This window comes from Aeromicrobium sp. UC242_57, from assembly GCF_044452305.1.
Lineage (GTDB): Bacteria > Actinomycetota > Actinomycetes > Propionibacteriales > Nocardioidaceae > Aeromicrobium.
Map to the genome: position 1 here is coordinate 465,607 of NZ_JBIOAM010000001.1, position 16,483 is coordinate 482,089.

General features: G+C 68.3%; 22 protein-coding genes and 7 pseudogenes. 20 read left to right on the forward strand and 9 right to left on the reverse strand.

What is annotated here, in order from left to right; all coding sequences use genetic code 11:
- Positions 1–130 precede the first annotated feature (130 nt).
- From ACHMWU_RS03140 to ACHMWU_RS03150, 3 genes are read right to left on the reverse strand one after another with little or no spacing between them, the layout of a single operon-like run.
- Positions 131–583: a carboxymuconolactone decarboxylase family protein gene (locus tag ACHMWU_RS03140; RefSeq protein ID WP_396041615.1), complete on the reverse strand. Its 453-nt coding sequence runs from the start codon at positions 581–583 to the stop codon at positions 131–133.
- A gap of 49 nt (positions 584–632) precedes the next feature.
- Positions 633–1,133: a PASTA domain-containing protein gene (locus ACHMWU_RS03145; protein WP_396041616.1), complete on the reverse strand. Its 501-nt coding sequence runs from the start codon at positions 1,131–1,133 to the stop codon at positions 633–635.
- Positions 1,061–1,543, reverse strand: coding sequence for a PASTA domain-containing protein (locus ACHMWU_RS03150; protein ID WP_396041617.1), 483 nt, complete (start codon positions 1,541–1,543; stop codon positions 1,061–1,063). The genes ACHMWU_RS03145 and ACHMWU_RS03150 overlap by 73 nt, the downstream gene beginning before the upstream one ends.
- Positions 1,544–1,737: 194 nt before the next feature.
- Here ACHMWU_RS03150 and ACHMWU_RS03155 point away from each other — a divergent pair, with 194 nt between their 5' ends.
- Positions 1,738–1,986 carry a hypothetical protein gene (locus ACHMWU_RS03155; protein ID WP_396041618.1) on the forward strand — a complete coding sequence of 83 codons (249 nt, stop codon included), beginning with the start codon at positions 1,738–1,740 and terminating at the stop codon, positions 1,984–1,986.
- Position 1,987: 1 nt separating this feature from the next.
- Here the strand turns inward: ACHMWU_RS03155 and ACHMWU_RS03160 are convergent, their stop codons facing one another.
- Positions 1,988–2,287 carry a protein kinase gene (locus ACHMWU_RS03160; RefSeq protein WP_396041842.1) on the reverse strand — a complete coding sequence of 100 codons (300 nt, stop codon included), beginning with the start codon at positions 2,285–2,287 and terminating at the stop codon, positions 1,988–1,990.
- A complete protein-coding gene (locus ACHMWU_RS03165; RefSeq protein WP_396041619.1) occupies positions 2,269–2,646 on the reverse strand; it encodes a protein kinase in 378 nt (125 codons plus the stop codon). The genes ACHMWU_RS03160 and ACHMWU_RS03165 overlap by 19 nt, the downstream gene beginning before the upstream one ends.
- 166 nt (positions 2,647–2,812) lie before the next feature.
- On the opposite strand from ACHMWU_RS03165, the gene ACHMWU_RS03170 reads away from it, so the two are divergent.
- Both ACHMWU_RS03170 and ACHMWU_RS03175 read left to right on the forward strand, forming a co-directional pair.
- Positions 2,813–3,202 carry a ribonuclease domain-containing protein gene (locus ACHMWU_RS03170; RefSeq protein ID WP_396041620.1) on the forward strand — a complete coding sequence of 130 codons (390 nt, stop codon included), beginning with the start codon at positions 2,813–2,815 and terminating at the stop codon, positions 3,200–3,202.
- Complete coding sequence (locus ACHMWU_RS03175) at positions 3,199–3,567, forward strand: barstar family protein (protein ID WP_396041621.1); 369 nt, start codon at positions 3,199–3,201, stop codon at positions 3,565–3,567. Before ACHMWU_RS03170 ends, ACHMWU_RS03175 begins: the two co-directional genes overlap by 4 nt.
- 21 nt (positions 3,568–3,588) lie before the next feature.
- Here the strand turns inward: ACHMWU_RS03175 and ACHMWU_RS03180 are convergent, their stop codons facing one another.
- Together ACHMWU_RS03180 and ACHMWU_RS03185 are read right to left on the reverse strand one after the other, a co-directional pair.
- Positions 3,589–4,266 (reverse strand): polyprenyl synthetase family protein, encoded by a 678-nt coding sequence (locus tag ACHMWU_RS03180; RefSeq protein WP_396041843.1) that lies wholly within the window; start codon positions 4,264–4,266, stop codon positions 3,589–3,591.
- Positions 4,248–4,652, reverse strand: a complete 405-nt coding sequence (locus tag ACHMWU_RS03185; RefSeq protein WP_396041622.1) for a polyprenyl synthetase family protein — start codon at positions 4,650–4,652, stop codon at positions 4,248–4,250. The genes ACHMWU_RS03180 and ACHMWU_RS03185 overlap by 19 nt, the downstream gene beginning before the upstream one ends.
- Positions 4,653–4,772: 120 nt before the next feature.
- Between ACHMWU_RS03185 and ACHMWU_RS03190 the strand changes: the two are divergent.
- The 3 genes and pseudogenes from ACHMWU_RS03190 to ACHMWU_RS03200 all read left to right on the forward strand — a co-directional run.
- A pseudogene (locus ACHMWU_RS03190) lies at positions 4,773–4,871 on the forward strand (methylenetetrahydrofolate reductase); the annotation flags it as partial.
- Positions 4,872–4,950: 79 nt separating this feature from the next.
- Positions 4,951–5,145, forward strand: a pseudogene (locus ACHMWU_RS03195) (5,10-methylenetetrahydrofolate reductase); the annotation flags it as partial.
- Entirely contained in the window at positions 5,060–5,566 is a 507-nt protein-coding gene (locus ACHMWU_RS03200) for a methylenetetrahydrofolate reductase (protein WP_396041844.1), read from the forward strand. The pseudogene ACHMWU_RS03195 and the gene ACHMWU_RS03200, both read left to right, overlap by 86 nt.
- Positions 5,567–5,575: 9 nt before the next feature.
- On the opposite strand, the gene ACHMWU_RS03205 is transcribed toward ACHMWU_RS03200, so the two are convergent.
- Both ACHMWU_RS03205 and ACHMWU_RS03210 read right to left on the reverse strand, forming a co-directional pair.
- Positions 5,576–6,109: a hypothetical protein gene (locus ACHMWU_RS03205; RefSeq protein ID WP_396041623.1), complete on the reverse strand. Its 534-nt coding sequence runs from the start codon at positions 6,107–6,109 to the stop codon at positions 5,576–5,578.
- Positions 6,076–6,837, reverse strand: a complete 762-nt coding sequence (locus ACHMWU_RS03210; protein ID WP_396041624.1) for an NAD(P)-binding protein — start codon at positions 6,835–6,837, stop codon at positions 6,076–6,078. The genes ACHMWU_RS03205 and ACHMWU_RS03210 overlap by 34 nt, the downstream gene beginning before the upstream one ends.
- 72 nt (positions 6,838–6,909) lie before the next feature.
- Between ACHMWU_RS03210 and ACHMWU_RS03215 the strand changes: the two genes are divergently transcribed.
- The 14 genes and pseudogenes from ACHMWU_RS03215 (at position 6,910) to murD (ending at position 16,433) form a co-directional block, all read left to right on the forward strand.
- Complete coding sequence (locus ACHMWU_RS03215; RefSeq protein WP_396041625.1) at positions 6,910–7,680, forward strand: class I SAM-dependent methyltransferase; 771 nt, start codon at positions 6,910–6,912, stop codon at positions 7,678–7,680.
- Between the two features lie 14 nt (positions 7,681–7,694).
- Positions 7,695–8,069, forward strand: a complete 375-nt coding sequence (locus ACHMWU_RS03220; RefSeq protein WP_396041845.1) for a DUF3040 domain-containing protein — start codon at positions 7,695–7,697, stop codon at positions 8,067–8,069.
- Between the two features lie 239 nt (positions 8,070–8,308).
- Positions 8,309–8,758 carry a division/cell wall cluster transcriptional repressor MraZ gene (gene mraZ / locus ACHMWU_RS03225; protein WP_367649190.1) on the forward strand — a complete coding sequence of 150 codons (450 nt, stop codon included), beginning with the start codon at positions 8,309–8,311 and terminating at the stop codon, positions 8,756–8,758.
- 278 nt (positions 8,759–9,036) lie between these two features.
- Positions 9,037–10,008, forward strand: a pseudogene (rsmH, locus tag ACHMWU_RS03230) (16S rRNA (cytosine(1402)-N(4))-methyltransferase RsmH).
- A complete protein-coding gene (locus ACHMWU_RS03235) occupies positions 10,005–11,171 on the forward strand; it encodes a hypothetical protein (protein ID WP_396041626.1) in 1,167 nt (388 codons plus the stop codon). The pseudogene rsmH and the gene ACHMWU_RS03235 overlap by 4 nt, the downstream one beginning before the upstream one ends.
- Positions 11,074–11,520, forward strand: coding sequence for a penicillin-binding transpeptidase domain-containing protein (locus ACHMWU_RS03240; protein ID WP_396041627.1), 447 nt, complete (start codon positions 11,074–11,076; stop codon positions 11,518–11,520). Before ACHMWU_RS03235 ends, ACHMWU_RS03240 begins: the two co-directional genes overlap by 98 nt.
- A pseudogene (locus ACHMWU_RS03245) lies at positions 11,499–11,666 on the forward strand (penicillin-binding transpeptidase domain-containing protein); the annotation flags it as partial. The gene ACHMWU_RS03240 and the pseudogene ACHMWU_RS03245, both read left to right, overlap by 22 nt.
- Before the next feature lie 118 nt (positions 11,667–11,784).
- Positions 11,785–11,889 (forward strand): annotated as a pseudogene (locus tag ACHMWU_RS03250) (hypothetical protein); the annotation flags it as partial.
- A gap of 73 nt (positions 11,890–11,962) precedes the next feature.
- Positions 11,963–12,175 carry a penicillin-binding transpeptidase domain-containing protein gene (locus ACHMWU_RS03255; RefSeq protein WP_396041846.1) on the forward strand — a complete coding sequence of 71 codons (213 nt, stop codon included), beginning with the start codon at positions 11,963–11,965 and terminating at the stop codon, positions 12,173–12,175.
- 96 nt (positions 12,176–12,271) lie between these two features.
- Complete coding sequence (locus ACHMWU_RS03260) at positions 12,272–12,499, forward strand: hypothetical protein (protein ID WP_396041628.1); 228 nt, start codon at positions 12,272–12,274, stop codon at positions 12,497–12,499.
- 38 nt (positions 12,500–12,537) lie between these two features.
- Positions 12,538–13,443: a Mur ligase family protein gene (locus ACHMWU_RS03265; protein WP_396041629.1), complete on the forward strand. Its 906-nt coding sequence runs from the start codon at positions 12,538–12,540 to the stop codon at positions 13,441–13,443.
- Positions 13,340–13,774 (forward strand): glutamate ligase domain-containing protein, encoded by a 435-nt coding sequence (locus ACHMWU_RS03270; RefSeq protein ID WP_396041847.1) that lies wholly within the window; start codon positions 13,340–13,342, stop codon positions 13,772–13,774. Before ACHMWU_RS03265 ends, ACHMWU_RS03270 begins: the two co-directional genes overlap by 104 nt.
- A gap of 124 nt (positions 13,775–13,898) precedes the next feature.
- Positions 13,899–14,962: pseudogene (gene mraY / locus ACHMWU_RS03275) on the forward strand (phospho-N-acetylmuramoyl-pentapeptide-transferase).
- A pseudogene (gene murD / locus ACHMWU_RS03280) lies at positions 14,944–16,433 on the forward strand (UDP-N-acetylmuramoyl-L-alanine--D-glutamate ligase). Before mraY ends, murD begins: the two co-directional pseudogenes overlap by 19 nt.
- Positions 16,434–16,483: the final 50 nt, after the last annotated feature.

Below are 16,483 nucleotides of genomic sequence, written 5' to 3' on the forward strand. Positions count from 1 at the left end.
GCCGTAGCCACCTCGCGGAGGGGGCGATAACTACCTCGTCAGCGTGGGGGTGGGCTGGGTTCGGGCTGCACCTTCAGGGTGAGCAGCGTCGTGGCCAGCGAGTCGTACTGGCCGCACAGCAGCAGGAGCTTCATCGACTCTGCTTCGTCGAGATGAGTTCGTAGCGCGGCCCAGGCAGGGTCGTCGACGTACTTCGTCTCGACGAGCTGGGTCGCTGCGGTGAGCAGCGCGGCTCGCGCACCGACCATCCTGGCCACGACAGGTCGTCGAGGTGCTCGATCTGCGCAGGCGTGACGCCTGCCTTGCGGCCGAGCCGGAGGTGGTGACGACGCTCGTACTCGCACGCGCGCAGAGTCGCGATACGCAAGATGATCAGCTCGGTCTCCCGACGTGGCAGCGATCCGCCGGGCATCAGCCGGCCGCTGAAGTGCAACCAGGCCCGGAACAGCCGCCGCTGACGTCCCAAGGTCGTGAAGACGTGCGGTCGCGGTCCGCCGATGACCTTTCCGGCCAGGGTGCTGACGCCGAAGTTGATCAGCCCCAGCTCCTTGAGACCGCCAGGTGCGATACGGGGTTCGTCCATGCGAGGACTCTACGCGAACTGGTACGTCTGTACCGCTTGAGTCGAGAAGTCAGGGCGCGGTGTAGATCGTGACCCGGCTGCCACGCGCAGCCTTCTTGTCAGGCTGCAGCAGCACCGTGCCGTTGCCGCCGAACACCCGGACCCGGAAGCCGGCGTCGCGCAGGATCTGCACGGCCTCGGCGCGAGGCTTGCCGACGACATTGGGAATCGCGATCTGCTCGGCGCCCTTGGAGATCGTCAGCGTGACGGTGTCGTCCTTGAACAGGTTGCCGCCGTCAGGGGTCTGCGCGATGACGTTGCCGCGGTCGACGTCATCGCTGAATGCCTCGTTGGTCGCCACCTTGAAACCGGCGTCCTGCAAGGCGTTGCGGGCCTCGTCGAGCGATCTGCCGACGTAGTTGTTGACCTCGATGGGCTTGCGACCACGGCTCACGATGATGTCGACCGTGTCGCCGCGCTTGAGCGCATCCTTGGACGTCACGCCGTCGGCGCGGATGACTCGCCCCTTGGCGATGCTCTCGTCGTAGACGTTGCTGCGCTTGCCCAGCACGAGATCTTGGGCCTCGAGCAGCTGACGGGTCTCGCTGATCTTGAGTCCCTGAAGTTGCCCTCGGGGATGTAGACCCGGTCAGGGCCCTTCGACACGATGGCCTCGATCGTGCTGCCGGGCAGGATCTTCTCGCCCGGCTTGGGATCGGTGCTCATCACGGTGCCGGCCAGGAACGTCTCGGAGAAGTCTTTGCGGACCTGCTTGAACTCGAAGCCCTCGGCCTCGGCTTCCTTCTTGGCATCGGCGACCGAGCTGCTGGTGAGCACGGGCGTGTCGACGTAGCGGAGATCGGTGATGTACCACGTGAGCAGGCCGGCTGCGACGGCGACGAGGACCGCGAGGATCAGCAGCACCCGACCGCGTCGGCTGTGCCGCTTCTTGGCGCTCTGGCCGTACTGCTCGCGGGTCATCTCGGGTGCAGCCCAGCGGGCCTCGCGGCGTCGCTGGGTCGTGGTGCCGCTGCGGCCTGGGAGCCCACTGCATCGTGTGCTCGGAGGTGCTGGCGAAGCTTCTCGGTCGCTGCGGTGCTGCCGTCGGCCGACGCCGTCGGGGGCAGGCCCATGGCTGAGCGAGGGACGGCGACGGTCGGGGCGTCGGGATCGTCGTGGCCCGGACGAGCGCCGGGCAGCAGGTCGGCGACCAGATCGGGATCGTCGGCCAGACCGGCCTGGAGGGCTCGCTGGACCGAACGGGCTGCTGCAGCATGACCCGAGCGTCGGTCGAGCGCTGGTCACGATCGCGCACCGTGGCCCGGGCGACGAGCGCGTCAACGTACGGCGGGATGCCCGGCTGCAGCTCGGACGGCGGGCCGATGTCTTCGTGCACGTGCTTGTACGCGATCTGGATGGGGTGACTCACCCGAGCTGGGGCTTGGTGCCGGTCAGCATCTCGTACAGCATCGCGCCGCAGGCGTAGACGTCGGAACGGGCATCGGTGCCGTCATTCGTCACGATCTCGGGTGCGAGGTACGACACCGTGCCGATCAGCGTGCCGCCGGTTGCCGTGGTCGCCGCGCTGACCGCGCGGGCCAGGCCGAAGTCAGCGACCCTGACCTCGCCGTCAGGCGTGATCAAGACGTTCTCGGGCTTCACGTCGCGGTGGATGATCTTCGCGGCATGAGCGGCCGACAGGGCGATCAGGATCTGCTCGAGCAGCTCGAGGGCGCGGTACGGGGCATGGGGGCCTCGTCACGCATGACGTCGCGCAACGTGTGGCCGGGGACGTACTCCATGACGAGGTACGTGACCTCGCCGTCGGTGCCTTGGTCGAAGACCGACACGACGTTGCGGTGATTGAGCTTGGCGGCCGACTTGGCCTCGCGGACGAAGCGCTGGGTGAACTGCTGGTCGTCGCCGAGCCCCTGGTGCATGACCTTGATCGCGACCTCACGATCGAGGCGCTGGTCGGTGGCCTTGAAGACGCTGGCCATGCCGCCGCGGGCGATGCGTTCGCCGATCAGGTAGCGGTCGTGGAGGACACGCCCGACGAGTGCTTCGTCGCTGGTCAGTGGCACGTCAACCCTCCCTCGTCATGCCTGGAACCCTCCTGGGTCCTCATCGCAGTCTAGTGACTCTCCCACACAGGAACGCGGGCAGCACGGACACGCGGTGTTTCGCCGACGTGGTGTCGTGCACGTCACGAGTGGTGCTGTGCGGCGGAAAGTGCGGGACCATGGACCCATGCGGGCGAACACGGGATGGCGGGTCCTGCTGGCGGTCGTGGCCGTGGGCTTCGTCATCTGGACCGTGACGACGAGCAATTCACCGGACAGCGGTCGACCGGAGACCTCTGCCGTCTCGACGACCGGCTTGCCTGCGGAGGTCGCCGAGACCCTGACGCTGATCGGCGACGGCGGCCCTTATCCGTACACGCGTGACGACTCGGTGTTCATGAACCGGGAGGGTCGACTGCCGGCGCGGCCGCGCGGCTACTGGCGCGAGTACACCGTGCCCACCCCCGGCGCGTCAGACCGAGGCGCACGCCGGATCGTGCGGGGCGAAGCCGGCGAGGTGTACTACACCGGCGACCACTACCGGACGTTCACGCGTCTCGATCGGGGGAGCGGATGACGACGTCCTATGAAGCGCTGCTGGCAGGCACCGTCGGCCAGGGCCTGTTCAGCTGGCGGGGGCGGTCCGACCGTGACCTGGCCAGCGAGGCGGAGGCGGCCGGCTGGCAGGCGCTGTCGATCGACACCCGCGGCATCGGGTCGATCCCCGACTTCTACTCCGGCATCGCTGCTGCGTGGGGACTGCCTGACTGGTTCGGCTGCAACCTCGACGCGCTGTTCGACGTGCTCGTCGACCTCGCCGCGGCGCCGACCGTCGTGATCTGGGACGGCATGCGCGATCTGGTCGAGCTCGACCCGATCAGGACCGCGGCCATCGTGGACGTGCTGCGCGACGCCGTCGAGAAGACCGCTTGCTGTCGGTGATCGTGCTCGACGACCTGGGGGTCAGCGGCTTCGACGCGTTGCGGTGAGCGCGAGCGGTCCGAGCACGTCTCGGGCCGCTGGGCCGAGCGCGTCGATCGCCGCATCGGCGGCGGCTTCGAGCGCGCTGATGTCGTGCTCGACCGCCTCGAGTGCACCGCACGACCTGATCAGGTCGGCGACCGCAGGGACGCCCTCTGCGGTGCCGAGCGAGTCGCGCAACAGCTGACGTCCGGCGTCGTCGGTCGGCTCGTGGGCGCGGGCGATCAGCACCGTGCGCTTGCCCTCGCGCAGGTCGTCGCCAGCGGGCTTCCCGGTGACGGCCGGATCGCCGAAGACGCCCAGGACGTCGTCGCGCAGCTGGAATGCCTCGCCCAGGGGCAGTGCGACGGCGCTCAGGGCGTCGATGGGCTGGTCGTCGGCGCCCGCGAGCGCGGCACCGATGTGCAGCGGACGTTCGACGGTGTACTTGGCCGACTTGTAGCGCACCACGGTCATGGCCTCGTCCCACGAGACGGTCTGCCGGGTCTGCCCGACGACGTCGAGGAACTGTCCGGCCACGACCTCGGTCTTGCACAGGTCGAAGTAGGTGCGAGCGCGGCCGATGTGCTCGGACATCGAGGGGGAGTCGAGGATCGCCGTGGTCAGCATCTCGTCGCACCACGACAGCATCAGGTCGCCGATCAGGACTGCGGCCGACAGCCCGAACGCCTCCGGATCGCCCGTGGCGCTGCTGGTTGCGGTGGATCGTCTCGAAGGCCCGGTGGATGCTGGGGCGTCCGCGGGCGGGTGTCGGAGCCGTCCATGAGGTCGTCGTGCACCAGCGCGCTGGCCTGCAGCCACTCCAGCGCCGCCGCGGCGGCCACCATGCCGGGGTCGCCCGGAGCGCCGCCGGCGACGAGCCAGCCCGCATAGCTGAACTGCGGCCTCAGTCGCTTTCCGCCGGCGATGAACTCGCCGGAGACGGCGACCATGTGGTCGATCCCGGATCCGAGCGTTCGCAGGTCGGCGGCCTTGCGGTCGACGAAGGCTGCGAGGCTGGCGTCGACCTGTGTCCGGAACTCGAGATCATCTGCACGGGCAGTCACATCGTGAACGGTACCGTTGGGGCATGGCTCGAAGACACCTCCCTCGTAGCAGCGCTGCGCGCACCCACGCCGAGCTGCTCGTTCGAGTTCTTCCCGCCCAAGGACGACGAGGGCGAGGCGGTGCTGTGGCAGACGATCGCCGAGCTCGAGTCGTTGGAGCCGACGTTCGTGTCGGTGACGTACGGCGCCGGTGGCACGAGCCAAGAACGTACCGTCCGCATCACCGCACGTATCGCCGAGCAGACCTCGATGCGGCCCGTGGGCCACCTGACCCTGGTGTCGCAGAACGCGTGGCGAGATCGAGTCGGTCCTCAAGCAGTATGCGTCGGCCGGTGTCGACAACGTCTGCGCTGCGCGGCGATCCGAAGGGTGGTCCTCGAGCGCCGTGGGAGCTGCACCCCGACGGCCTGACCTATGCGATCGACCTCGTCGAGCCGCTGCGGGTCTCGGCGGTTTCAACATCGGCGTCGCAGCCTTCCCCGAAGGACACCCCGACGGGGTCAGCCTCGACCATGACGCCGAGCTGCTCGTCGCGAAGGCCGAGGCCGGCAGCGGAGTATGCGATCACGCAGCTGTTCTTCCGCGCCGACGACTACTTCTCGCTCGTCGAACGGGTGCGAGCGCTCGGCAACGACATCCCGATCGTTCCGGGCATCATGCCGATCCTCAACTTCGCGCAGGTCTCGCGCATGGCCGAGCTGTCCGGGGCGGAGATGCCGGCCGAGGTGCTGGAGCAGATCCTGCCGATCCAGGACGACAAGGCGGCGGTCCGGGCCAAGGGCATCGAGCTTGCGACGCAGCTGTGTCGCGATCTCCTCGCCGGTGGTGCACCGGGCCTGCACTTCATCACCCTGAACCGGTCGAAGGCGACCCGAGAGATCTTCGAGGCCCTGCGGTCCGAAGGTCTCGTCTGACCTTCGCGGTCAGCGCTGGGAGTCGGGTCGCAGGTCCTCGGCGATGGCTGCGGTGGCCATGCCGATCGCCTCGAGCGTTCCGCCAGGATGGGCGTGGGCGCCGGCGAAGTAGAGGCCCCCGGTCGGGGCGACTCCTGGCAGCTCGAGCGCCGTGGTCCAGGTGTTCCATGCCCAGCCCCAGTGCCCCATGGCCACGAGCTCGCTGGGCGACAGGTCGTGCCGCGTCGTGACGAAGGGGCGCAGGTCGAGTCCACCGCGGACGAGTGCGTCCAGCGGGTCCTCCCCGCTGCGGTGCTCGATCGTCCAGTGGCTGCCGTCGGTGGTCCACAGGCGGATGGGCGGATTGGTGTGCACCAGCAGCTCGTGCGGCAGCTCGGGTGCCTGGGTCGACAGCGTGACCAGGGTTCGCGACGCCGGGATCACCGGCAGGGCACGCGGCTGCGGCAGGGGAGCGGGCCAGGTGGGCGCGGCCCACACCACGACGTCGGCCGGCACGGTCCGACGGTTGGTCACGACACCGGTGACCTGGCTGCCGTCGCGCACGATCTCGTGGGCCGACTCGCCGAGCTCGACGGTGACCCGGCGTTCTTGCAGCCGCTTCTCCAAGGCTGCCGCGAGGCCGGGAGGCCGCCGTCGAAGCGCCAGCGTCCGAAGGAGCGCTCGAGGTAGTGGCCGATCGCCACGAACGAGGGTGTCGTGCGCCAGTCCTGCCCGGCGAGTCGTAACGGGTCCAGCGCCATCTTGGCGAGCCGTTCGTCGGCGAAGTCCTTGTCGAGCGAGCGCGCGGCGCGACGCGGTCGCAGGGCCTTGCGGAGCCCGCGGTCTATGACGGGCTTGCCGGCGAAGACCTGGTCGAGTGCGGTGCGTCGCAGCAGGGCCCACTGATCGGCGTACTGGTCGACCCACGGCGACCACAGGTCCTCGCCGAAGGTCTCGCTGATCGCCTCGTGCTGGTCGCCGCGGTTGCCGAGGGGCAGGTCGAGGACCGTGCCGTCGCGGAAGAGGTGCCGGCGCCCGTGGGTCTTGGTGAAGTCGAGGGTCTTGTCCATGGGCCGCCCCGACTTGCGGAACAGGTCGCGGAACACCCCCGGCAGCGTCACGGTGTCGAGCTGCAGCTGCCACGTCTCGCCGTCGATGGTGTGGCCGTGCAAGCGCCCGCCGAGCCGGTCGCCAGCCTCGAGCAAGGTCACCTGGTGCCGCAAGCTTTGGCCGATCCGGGCAGCAGCTGACAATCCGGCGAATCCGCCACCTACGACCACGACGTTCGCCATGCGCGAAGACTACGTGGTCGATCAGGTGGCCCACGGCGATGGGCGGTTCCATGGCTGTGGCACAGTGTGGGCATGGGTCCGGTCCGCTCAGAGCTGATGTGGCAGGCAGTCGTTGATGCGACCGACCTCGCCGGTGCAGGTGCACTTCTCGACGTGCTCGATCTCGGTGGTGGCACCGGCGGCGACGCCGTGCGCCTGGCCCAGCTCGGGCATCGGGTGACCGTCGTCGATCCGAGCCCTGATGCGCTCGCATCCTTGCACCGCCGCAGCGCGGAGGCCGGGCTGGCTCGTCCGGTCACGGGAGTCCAGGGCGACACCGCCGACCTGCTCGACCACGTGCAGGCCGCCTCATTCGATCTGGTGCTGTGCCACGGCGTCCTGGAGCACGTCGACGATCCGGCTGCCGCGCTGGCAGCCGTTGCCACGGTCCTGAGACCTGGCGGGTCCGTCAGCCTGGTGGTGGCCGGACGCAATGCGGCGGTCGTCGCCCGTGCGCTGGCCGGCGACTTCGTCACCGCGCAGACTCTTCTCGACCGGTCGGCGGCGACGTGGGACGTCCGGACGATGGGTCCCCGTCGATTCGTCCAGGCCGAGGTCGAGGCCCTGCTGGACGGGCTCGGATTCTCGGTCACGGCGGCTCACGGACTGCGGGTGTTCGCCGATCTGGTGCCTAGTGCGATCGTCGATACCGAGCCTGGATCACGCGATGCTTTGTACGCGCTGGAGCAGGTGTTGCGGACCTCATCTGATTTCTCAGGCCTTTCCGCTGGTCTGCAATCGATAGCGCGCCTAGACTTGTCAGTAGCATCACCCACATCAGGAGGCGAGAGTGCCACTCTCTGACGAAAGAGGCTCGACTGCTCCATCAGCTTGAACAGTCGCTGGCCGCAGAAGATCCCGACTTCGCGTCGACGTTGCGGGGTTCGAAGTTCATGGCGCGCAACCGTCGCGTCGCGGTGCTGGCTGCTCTGGGATTCATCGGCGGACTCGTCGTGATGTTCAGCGGCACGGTCAGCAAGATGACGTGGCTCGGGGTTGTGGGCTTCCTCGCCATGCTGGTCTTCGCCTATCTGTTCACGACTGCCTGGAAGCGCGGTATCGGTGGTCGCGAGGAGGGCGCGAGCCATCCGTCGTCGCGCAAGGGTCGCAGCAGCGGACAGCCCAAGCCCTCTGGCTCGTTCGTCGATCGCATGGAAGAGCGTTGGCAGCGTCGTCGCGACGATGAGCGGTAGACCTCGCCGATCGTGGCGAGGTGGGGCGTCTGACGCCCCACTTTGCTGCCACCTCCACACCCACCGCCCCTTCGGGGGCGGTTTTTCTTTGCCCTGACGGCCTTTCCAGCGCTCTCCACCCGGTGGGGGAGCGCTTCGTGCTTTCCCGCAAAAGGGCGCGACACGGACCCCCAAAGTGGGGGATCGTGGAGTACAGTGGTGGAGAATGGAGCAAATGGCCGTCGAAGAGGAGGAGCGAGGTGAACCCGGATGTCTCGAACTTTTTCGGCACCTACACCCCTCGCCTCGACGACAAGGGGCGGCTGTTCCTTCCGGCGAAGTTCCGTCCTCGTCTCGAGACCGGCATCGTGCTCACCCGTGGGCAGGAGAACTGCATCTACGGCTGGACGACCGAAGCGTTCAACGCCTTCACCGATCGCATCCGCAACACCCCGTTCACGAACCAGGCGGCCCGCAACTTCAACCGCATGTTCTTCTCCGGCGCCTCGTCCGAGGTGCCAGACAAGCAAGGACGCATCTCGGTGCCGGCGGTGCTCCGCACCTGGGCGCAGCTCGACAAGGAATGCACGGTCGTCGGTGCGATGGATCGCATCGAGATCTGGGACTCGGGTCGCTGGGCCGAGTTCGAGTCCTCCCAAGAAGGTCCGTTCGCGGACATGTCGGAAGAAGTGATGCCCGGCATCTTCTGACGCTCGTGCGGCGAGATCTGCGCCCGCACGGTTCTGACACCACTTCCCCGGTGCCAGACCCGGCGGTCGCGGATCTGGCCACACGACACTCCGCAGCAGAGCAGGCCGAGCACGACGTAACAACATCCAGCAACACGACAGGTGGGGGAACCGCAGCCATGCAGATCGACACGAGTCCGAGACGAGTACGCCACGAGGTGGCGGACGGCGTCCGGCTCATGCTGTTCTCCCTGGGTTCCTCGGTCGTCCTCGCAGTGCTCATCGCGGCAGGCCTGGGGCTGCTGCGCTCGGCACCTGACGGAGCAGCGTCACCGCGTCACGTGCCGGTTCTCCTCGAGCGGGTGCTCGACCTGCTCGAACCTTCTGTCGCGGACGAACGGCTGTCGTCGTCGACGCCACGCTGGGCCTCGGTGGCCACACCGAGGCGATGCTGACCCGATACCCCGAGCTGCACGTCATCGGGATCGACCGCGACCCCGATGCGCTGGCCCGAGCGCAGGCCCGCCTGGCTCCCTTCGGCGACCGGGTGACGTTCGCCCACGCGGTCTACGACGAGATCACCGACGTCGTGCGCGAGGCCGGCTTCGACACGGTCTCCGGCGTGCTGTTCGACCTCGGGGTCTCCTCCATGCAGCTCGACGTGGCCGACCGCGGCTTCGCCTACGCACAGGACGCTCCGCTCGACATGCGGATGAACCCCGGGGACGGCTGACCGCCGCGGGCATCCTCAACACCTACACCGCGCGTGACCTGGCGGGCATCCTGCGCGAGTACGGCGAGGAGAAGTTCGCCAAGCGCATCGCCGACCGGGTCGTCGCCGAGCGCGACAAGGAGCCGTTCAGCAACAGCGCACGACTCGTCGACCTGATTCGCGAGTCGATCCCGCAGGCCGCGCGCCGCACCGGCGGCAATCCCGCGAAGCGGACGTTCCAGGCATTGCGCATCGAGGTCAACGACGGCTGGGCGTCTACCGGCGGGCGCTGCCGGACGCGCTCGAAGCGCTGGCGCCCGGCGGACGGGTCATCGTGCTGTCGTATCACTCGCTCGAGGACCGCATCACCAAGCGCGCGTTCACCGAGGTCACCACGACCGACGTGCCGCGCGACCTGCCGTTCGTGCCAGCCGGGCACGAGGCGAAGTACCGACTCGTGACACGGGGGGCGGAGATGGCGACCGACGACGAGATCGATGAGAACCCACGCGCGCGATCAGTCCGCCTGCGCGTCGCAGAACGGCTGGTGGCCCCATGAGCACCCCCGTGGCACGCGCCTTCGCACCCGTACCGGGCCGCCTCGACGAGGCCAAGGCCGCCGGGCTGCGGCTCGTCCGTCCCGTCCGGAGCCGGGCCCGCAAGGCGCCCTTCGTCGTCGTCGTGCTCACCGTGGTGTCGGTCGGGCTCGTCGGACTCATCATCATGAGCACCGTGCTGCAGGCACAGGCCTTCGAGTCCTCGAGGCTCCAGCGCGAAGCCCGCACCTTGACGACCCAGCAGCAGGCACTGACCCGCGACGTCGAACGCCTGCAGAGCCCGGCCAACGTCGCCCGTGAAGCCATCGCGATCGGCATGGTTCCCAACGCCAACCCGGCCTTCCTGCGGCTCTCGGACGGCAAGGTGCTCGGCAAGCCCGAGGCAGCCAAGCCGGGGCAGCAACATCAAGGCAGTCACGCCGTGACCAGGCAGAAGCTGACGCGTCGTCGTCTGCGGGCCTGCCTGGTGCTCGTGATGTGCATCTTCGGGATCTTCGGTGCCCGGCTGTTCCAGATCCAGGGCCTCGACGCGAGCGCCTACGCCGCGAAGGCCGTCAAGGACGGCACAGCGACCAGGGAGATCCCGGCACCGCGAGGTCAGATCCTCGACCGCAACGGCGTCGCACTCGCGAGCAGCGTCGACGGCCTGACGCTGACCGCAGACCCGACCATGACAGTCGACTTCGCTCCGCAGATCGCGCGGATCCTGCGCGAGACGCTCGGCGACGAGATCGACTACTTCGACACGATCGACAAGCTCCGCAAGCCCAAGACCCAGTACGTCGTCCTGGCTCGTGACGTCCCCAAGTGGACGGCCGACAAGGCGCTCGCCGCACTGGAGAAGTCCGAGCTGCCGGGAGTCTTCAGCGAGAAGGAGACCCTGCGGACCTACCCGGCGGACGGCTCGCGGCCAACCTCCTCGGCTACGTCGACGGAGAAGGCAAGGGCGTCGCCGGGCTCGAGCAGCAGTACGGACAAGCTCGCTGACCGGCACCAACGGCTCCAGCACCTTCGAGGTGTCGCCGACTGGCCAGCGCATCCCCATGGCCGACAGCACCGTCACCGAGATGGTGCCCGGCCAGGACGTCCAGACCACGATCGACCGCGACCTGCAGTGGTACGCCGACCAGCGGCTCGCCGACGCAGTCAAGGCGTCGAGCTCTGACTGGGGTCTCGCGATCACGATGGACGTCAAGACGTGCCAGATCGTGCAGATGTCCCAAGCGCCCACGTTCAACGCCGACGACCGGACGGGGATGAGCGAGAGCAACACCGTCTCGCGATCCATGCAGACCGTGTACGAGCCGGGCAGCGTCCTCAAGACCGTGACGATGGCCGCGCTCGCCGACCAGGGCAAGGTCACCGCCAAGACCCCGATCGTCGTGCCGTCCAAGATGACGATCGACAAGTTCCCGATCGGTGACTACCGGGAGCACGGGACGCTCGAGCCACCGCCGCCGGTGTCATCGCGCTGTCGTCCAACCTCGGCACGATCGTCGCCGCCGAGCAGATGAGCAACCAGACGATGCACAGCTACCTCAAGAAGTTCGGCTTCGGCGAGAAGTCCGGAGTCGGCCTGCCAGGCGAGTCCAAAGGCATCCTGACCAACAGTGACGGCTGGACCAAGGCCAACAAGGCCACGATCTCGTTCGGTCAAGGCATCTCGGTCACCGCGCTGCAGATGGTGCGTGCCGTCGGCGCGATCGCCAACGCCGGCAAGCTTGCGCGAACCCACCGTCGTGACCGACACGATCGACGCCAACGGCGACAAGACGCCCGTGTCGACCGGTGCCAGCAAGCGGATCATCTCCAAGGACGCCGCCGGCAACGTCACCCGCATGATGGAAGCCGTGACAGCACCTGACGGCACCGCTCCTGCAGCAGCCATCAAGGGCTACCGCGTCGCCGGCAAGACCGGCACCGCCTGGCGAGTCGACCCCAGCACCGGCCGGGTACATCCGCGGCCAGAACACCGTCTCGTTCATGGGCTTCGCCCCCGCCGACAACCCACGCTTCCTGACCTACATCGTGCTCGACAAGCCCTACAGCAACGCCGGAGGCGGCTCCACCGCCGCACCGGTCTTCCACGACATCATGTCGATGGCCCTCGAACGGTTCGGTGTCGCACCCAGCGGCTCGAAGGTGCCGAAGGTGGAACAGACCTGGTAGGCGGTGTGTGCTTGTCTCGCTTCGCTCGACCGATGGGTAGGCGGGGGGCGAGACTGCGGACGTGATGGACGACGACGAGTTGGGTAGGGTTTCGGGGTGAGTGAGCAGATGCGGGTGCGGCCGTTCGACAGTCCGCGATGGGGGCTCGGTGAGCTGGCCGCCCTGGTGGGCTCGACCGCCTCGGCCGAGGTCGTGGTCACCGGTCTGGCGCTCAACACCGCAGCACTGGTTCCCGGCGATCTGTACGCCGCGCTCCCGGGTGCCGGACGACGGAGCGTCCTACGTCGACGCGGCCCTGAGCGCTGGCGCAGTCGCCGCTGCTGACCGACCCCGACGGCGCTGCGCTGATCGGAGACCGCGACGTGCCTGTCATCGTCGTGGACGCCCCACGGAGTGTCATCGCCGATCTGAGCGCTGCGTTCTACGGCAGCCCAACGTCCGCGTTCACGACCGTCGGGATCACCGGCACGCAAGGAAAGACGACCACGACGTACCTCGCGGAAGCCGCACTGGGCGATCGACGCTCAGCAGTCGTCGGCACGATCGGCACCCGCATCGGCAAGGTTCCCGCCCCGTCGAGCCTGACCACCCCCGAGGCGCCGCAGCTGCAGGCGCTGTTCGCGGTGATGCGCGAGGAGCAGGTCGAGCTGTGCGCGATGGAGGTCTCCAGCCATGCGCTCGTGCAGGGCCGGGTCGACGGCTTCTCCTTCGACGTCTCGGTGTTCCTCAACCTGGGCCGCGACCACCTCGACTTCCACCACAGCATCGACGAGTACTTCCTGGCCAAGGCAGCACTGTTCACCCCTGAGCACTCTCGCCACGCCGTCATCAACATCGATGACGAGCACGGGCGCCGTCTGGTCGAGCTGACCCCGCTGCCCGTCACGACCTTCTCGACCGACGGCAACCCGGCCGACTGGCGCGCAGCCAACATCCGGCCGCACCGCCTCGGAACAGATCTCGAGGTGCTGGGTCCCGAGGGGCTGGCCGTCGACCTGTCGGTCCCGCTGCCGGGCGTCTTCAACGTGTCCAACGCGCTCGCCGTCATGGCAGCGCTGACCACCGCCGGGCACGACCCCGTCGAAGCTCGCCGCCGGGATCGCCGCGAGCACCGGGGTCCCCGGACGGATGGAACGCGTCGACGCAGGCCAGCCCTACACCGCGATCGTCGACTACGCGCACAAGCCCGATGCCGTCTCAGCAGTCCTGAGCGCGCTGCGACCCGTGACGGCCGGTCGCCTCATCGTCGTGATCGGTGCCGGCGGTGACCGTGATCACGGCAAGCGCCCCTTGATGGGGCAGATCGCCGCACAGCATGCCGACGTCGTGATCGTCACCGACGACAATCCGCGCAGCGAGAGCGCCGCCGCGATCAGGGCCGCCGTGCTGGAAGGCGCAGCAGCCGGTCCGGCCGTGGTCGTCGAGGTCCCCGGACGACGGGAGGCCATCGCTCACGCCGTGGCCATGGCGCACGTGGGCGACAGCCTCGTCGTGGCCGGAAAGGGCCACGAACGTGGCCAGGAGATCGACGGCGTCGTCCACCCGTTCGACGACCGCGACGTGCTGGTCGAGCTGATCGGCGAGCAACGCGGCAGCTGAATCGGTGTGGCAACTGGCACACCGCCCGCGCGCCTGCCCCCGAGGGCGGTGCCGGTTGTGAAAGCATCAGGTAGCGGACGTCTCGAGTGAGACGTGCGCGAGTACGGAAAGGAATCACGACGCGATGAAGGCAATCCTGATCGCGGGAGCGTTGGCGCTGCTGGTGACCCTCATAGGGACCAGATTCGCGATCTCCGTCCTCGTGAAGCAGGGCTACGGGCAGCCATCCGCGACGATGGTCCGACGTCCCACCACACCAAGCGCGGCACTCCGACGATGGGTGGCCTGGTCATCATCGTCGCGGTGGTGATCGGCTACTTCGCCGCCAAGCTGGCGACCCAGACGACACCCAGCGCCTCGGCGCTGCTGCTGCTCTTCCTGTTCGTCGGGCTCGGCGCCATCGGCTTCCTCGACGACTTCATCAAGGTCTCCAAGCAGCGCAACCTGGGGCTGCGCAGCAAGGCCAAGCTGATCGGCCAGACGACCGTGGGACTCATCTTCGCGGTCCTGGCGATCGGCTGGGAGGACGAGACCGGCCGCACGCCGATCACCCATGGCATCTCCTTCACGCGCGACCTGGCCGGCTGGGAGCTTGCCGACCGTGCTGCTGGTCATCTGGGTGCTGGTGCTGGTCGCCGGCTCCAGCAACGGCGTCAACCTGACCGACGGTCTCGACGGCCTGGCGACCGGCGCGGCGATGATGGTCTTCGGTGCGTACGTCGTGATCAACATCTGGCAGTTCAACCAGAACTGTGCGACCAGCCCCGGCATCAAGTGCTACGAGGTGCGCGATCCGCTCGATCTCGCCGTCGTGGCGTCGGCCCTGACCGGTGCGTGCTTCGGCTTCCTGTGGTGGAACGCCTCACCGGCGAAGATCTTCATGGGCGACACCGGTTCGCTGTCCCTCGGCGGCGCGATGGCTGGCTTCGCCCTCATGACCCGCACCGGCTCGCTGCTCGTGATCCTCGGCGGGCTGTTCGTCGCGATCACGATGTCGGTCATCCTGCAGGTCGGCTGGTTAAGCTGTCGGGCGGCAAACGCATCTTCCGCATGGCACCGCTGCAACATCATTTCGAGCTGTTGGGCTGGGCGGAGATCACGATCGTGGTCAGGTTCTGGATCATCAGCGGGCTGTGCGTCGCCACCGGTCTGGGCATCTTCTACAGCGAGTGGGTCACCGGAGTATGACGGTTCCTGATCTGGGTTCGTTGGGTCGGGAGTCGTCGTGGGAGGGCGTCCGCGCTGCTGTCGGCGGTCTCGGCGTCAGCGGCTTCGCGGCGGCCGACACCCTGCAGCACCTCGGCGCGCACGTCGTGGTGATGGACGACGGCGACAGTGCTGGCTGCGCGAGAAGGCGACGCTGCTGGAGATCCTCGGCGTCGACGTCCGTGTCGGTCCGGGCTCGACCCGGGTCCTGCCCGACGACCTCGACCTCTTCGTGACGTCACCGGGCTGGTCGCCGACGACGCCGCTGATCGTCCAGGCGCACGCCAGGGGGATCCCGGTCTGGGGCGAGGTCGAGCTGGCCTGGCGGCTGCGCGGCGACGACCCGACCCCGTGGCTGACCGTCACCGGCACCAACGGCAAGACCACGACGGTGCAGATGCTGGAGTCGATCCTGCGCGCACAAGGACTCAACGCACTCGCGGTCGGCAATGTCGGAACACCGGTGCTCGAGGCGGTCATGAACCCCGATCGCTTCGACGTCCTGGCGGTCGAGCTGTCGAGCTATCAGCTGCACTGGAGCTCGTCGGTGTCGGCGCAGGCCAGCGCGGTGCTCAACATCGCGCCCGATCACCTCGACTGGCACGGCGGGCTCGACGCGTACAGCGCCGACAAGGGCCGCATCTACGAGAACACCCAGGTCGCCTGCGTCTACAACGTCCAGGACCCGGCGACCGAACGCCTCGTCGAAGAGGCCGACGTCATCGAGGGGTGCCGCGCGATCGGCTTCACCCTCGGCATCCCGGCCGCAGGCATGATCGGCTTGGTCGACGACGCGATCGCCGACCGGGCGTTCATCGCCGGTCGGGTCTCGAACGCCGCCGAGCTCGGTAGCATCCGCGACATCGGTCTCGACGCGCACGGCGACGCCGATCGTGTCCCGCCGCCGCACGTCGTGGCGAATGCGCTGGCAGCTTCGGCTCTGGCCCGGGCGCACGGTGTCGAGCCGCGGGCGGTGCGCGACGGCCTGCGCCGGTTCACGCTCGACGCCCATCGCATCGCCGACGTCGCGACCGTCGCCGGGGTCCGTTACGTCGACGACTCCAAGGCGACCAATGCCCATGCCGCGCTGGCCTCGCTCCGGGGATTCGACGATGTCGTCTGGATCGCCGGGGGACTGGCCAAGGGAGCAGAGTTCGACGAGCTCGTCAAGGCCGCGCGCACGCACCTGCGCGCAGCGGTGCTGATCGGCGCCGACCGTCACGTGATCGCCGACGCGTTGCGGCGACACGCGCCCGACGTCCCCGTGGTCGAGGTCGACAGCGGCGAGACTGATCCCATGGAACGTGTCGTGGAGGCTGCTGCATCGCTCGCCCGCGAGGGCGACACGGTGCTGCTGGCTCCGGGCTGCGCGTCCATGGACCAGTTCCGCAACTACACCGCACGTGGCGAGAGCTTCACCGCTGCGGTCCAGCAGCTGCGTGACCAGCCCTGATGGCCCCGTGAGGGTAGTCCACATCTGAGCAAGACGACGATCATGAGGCG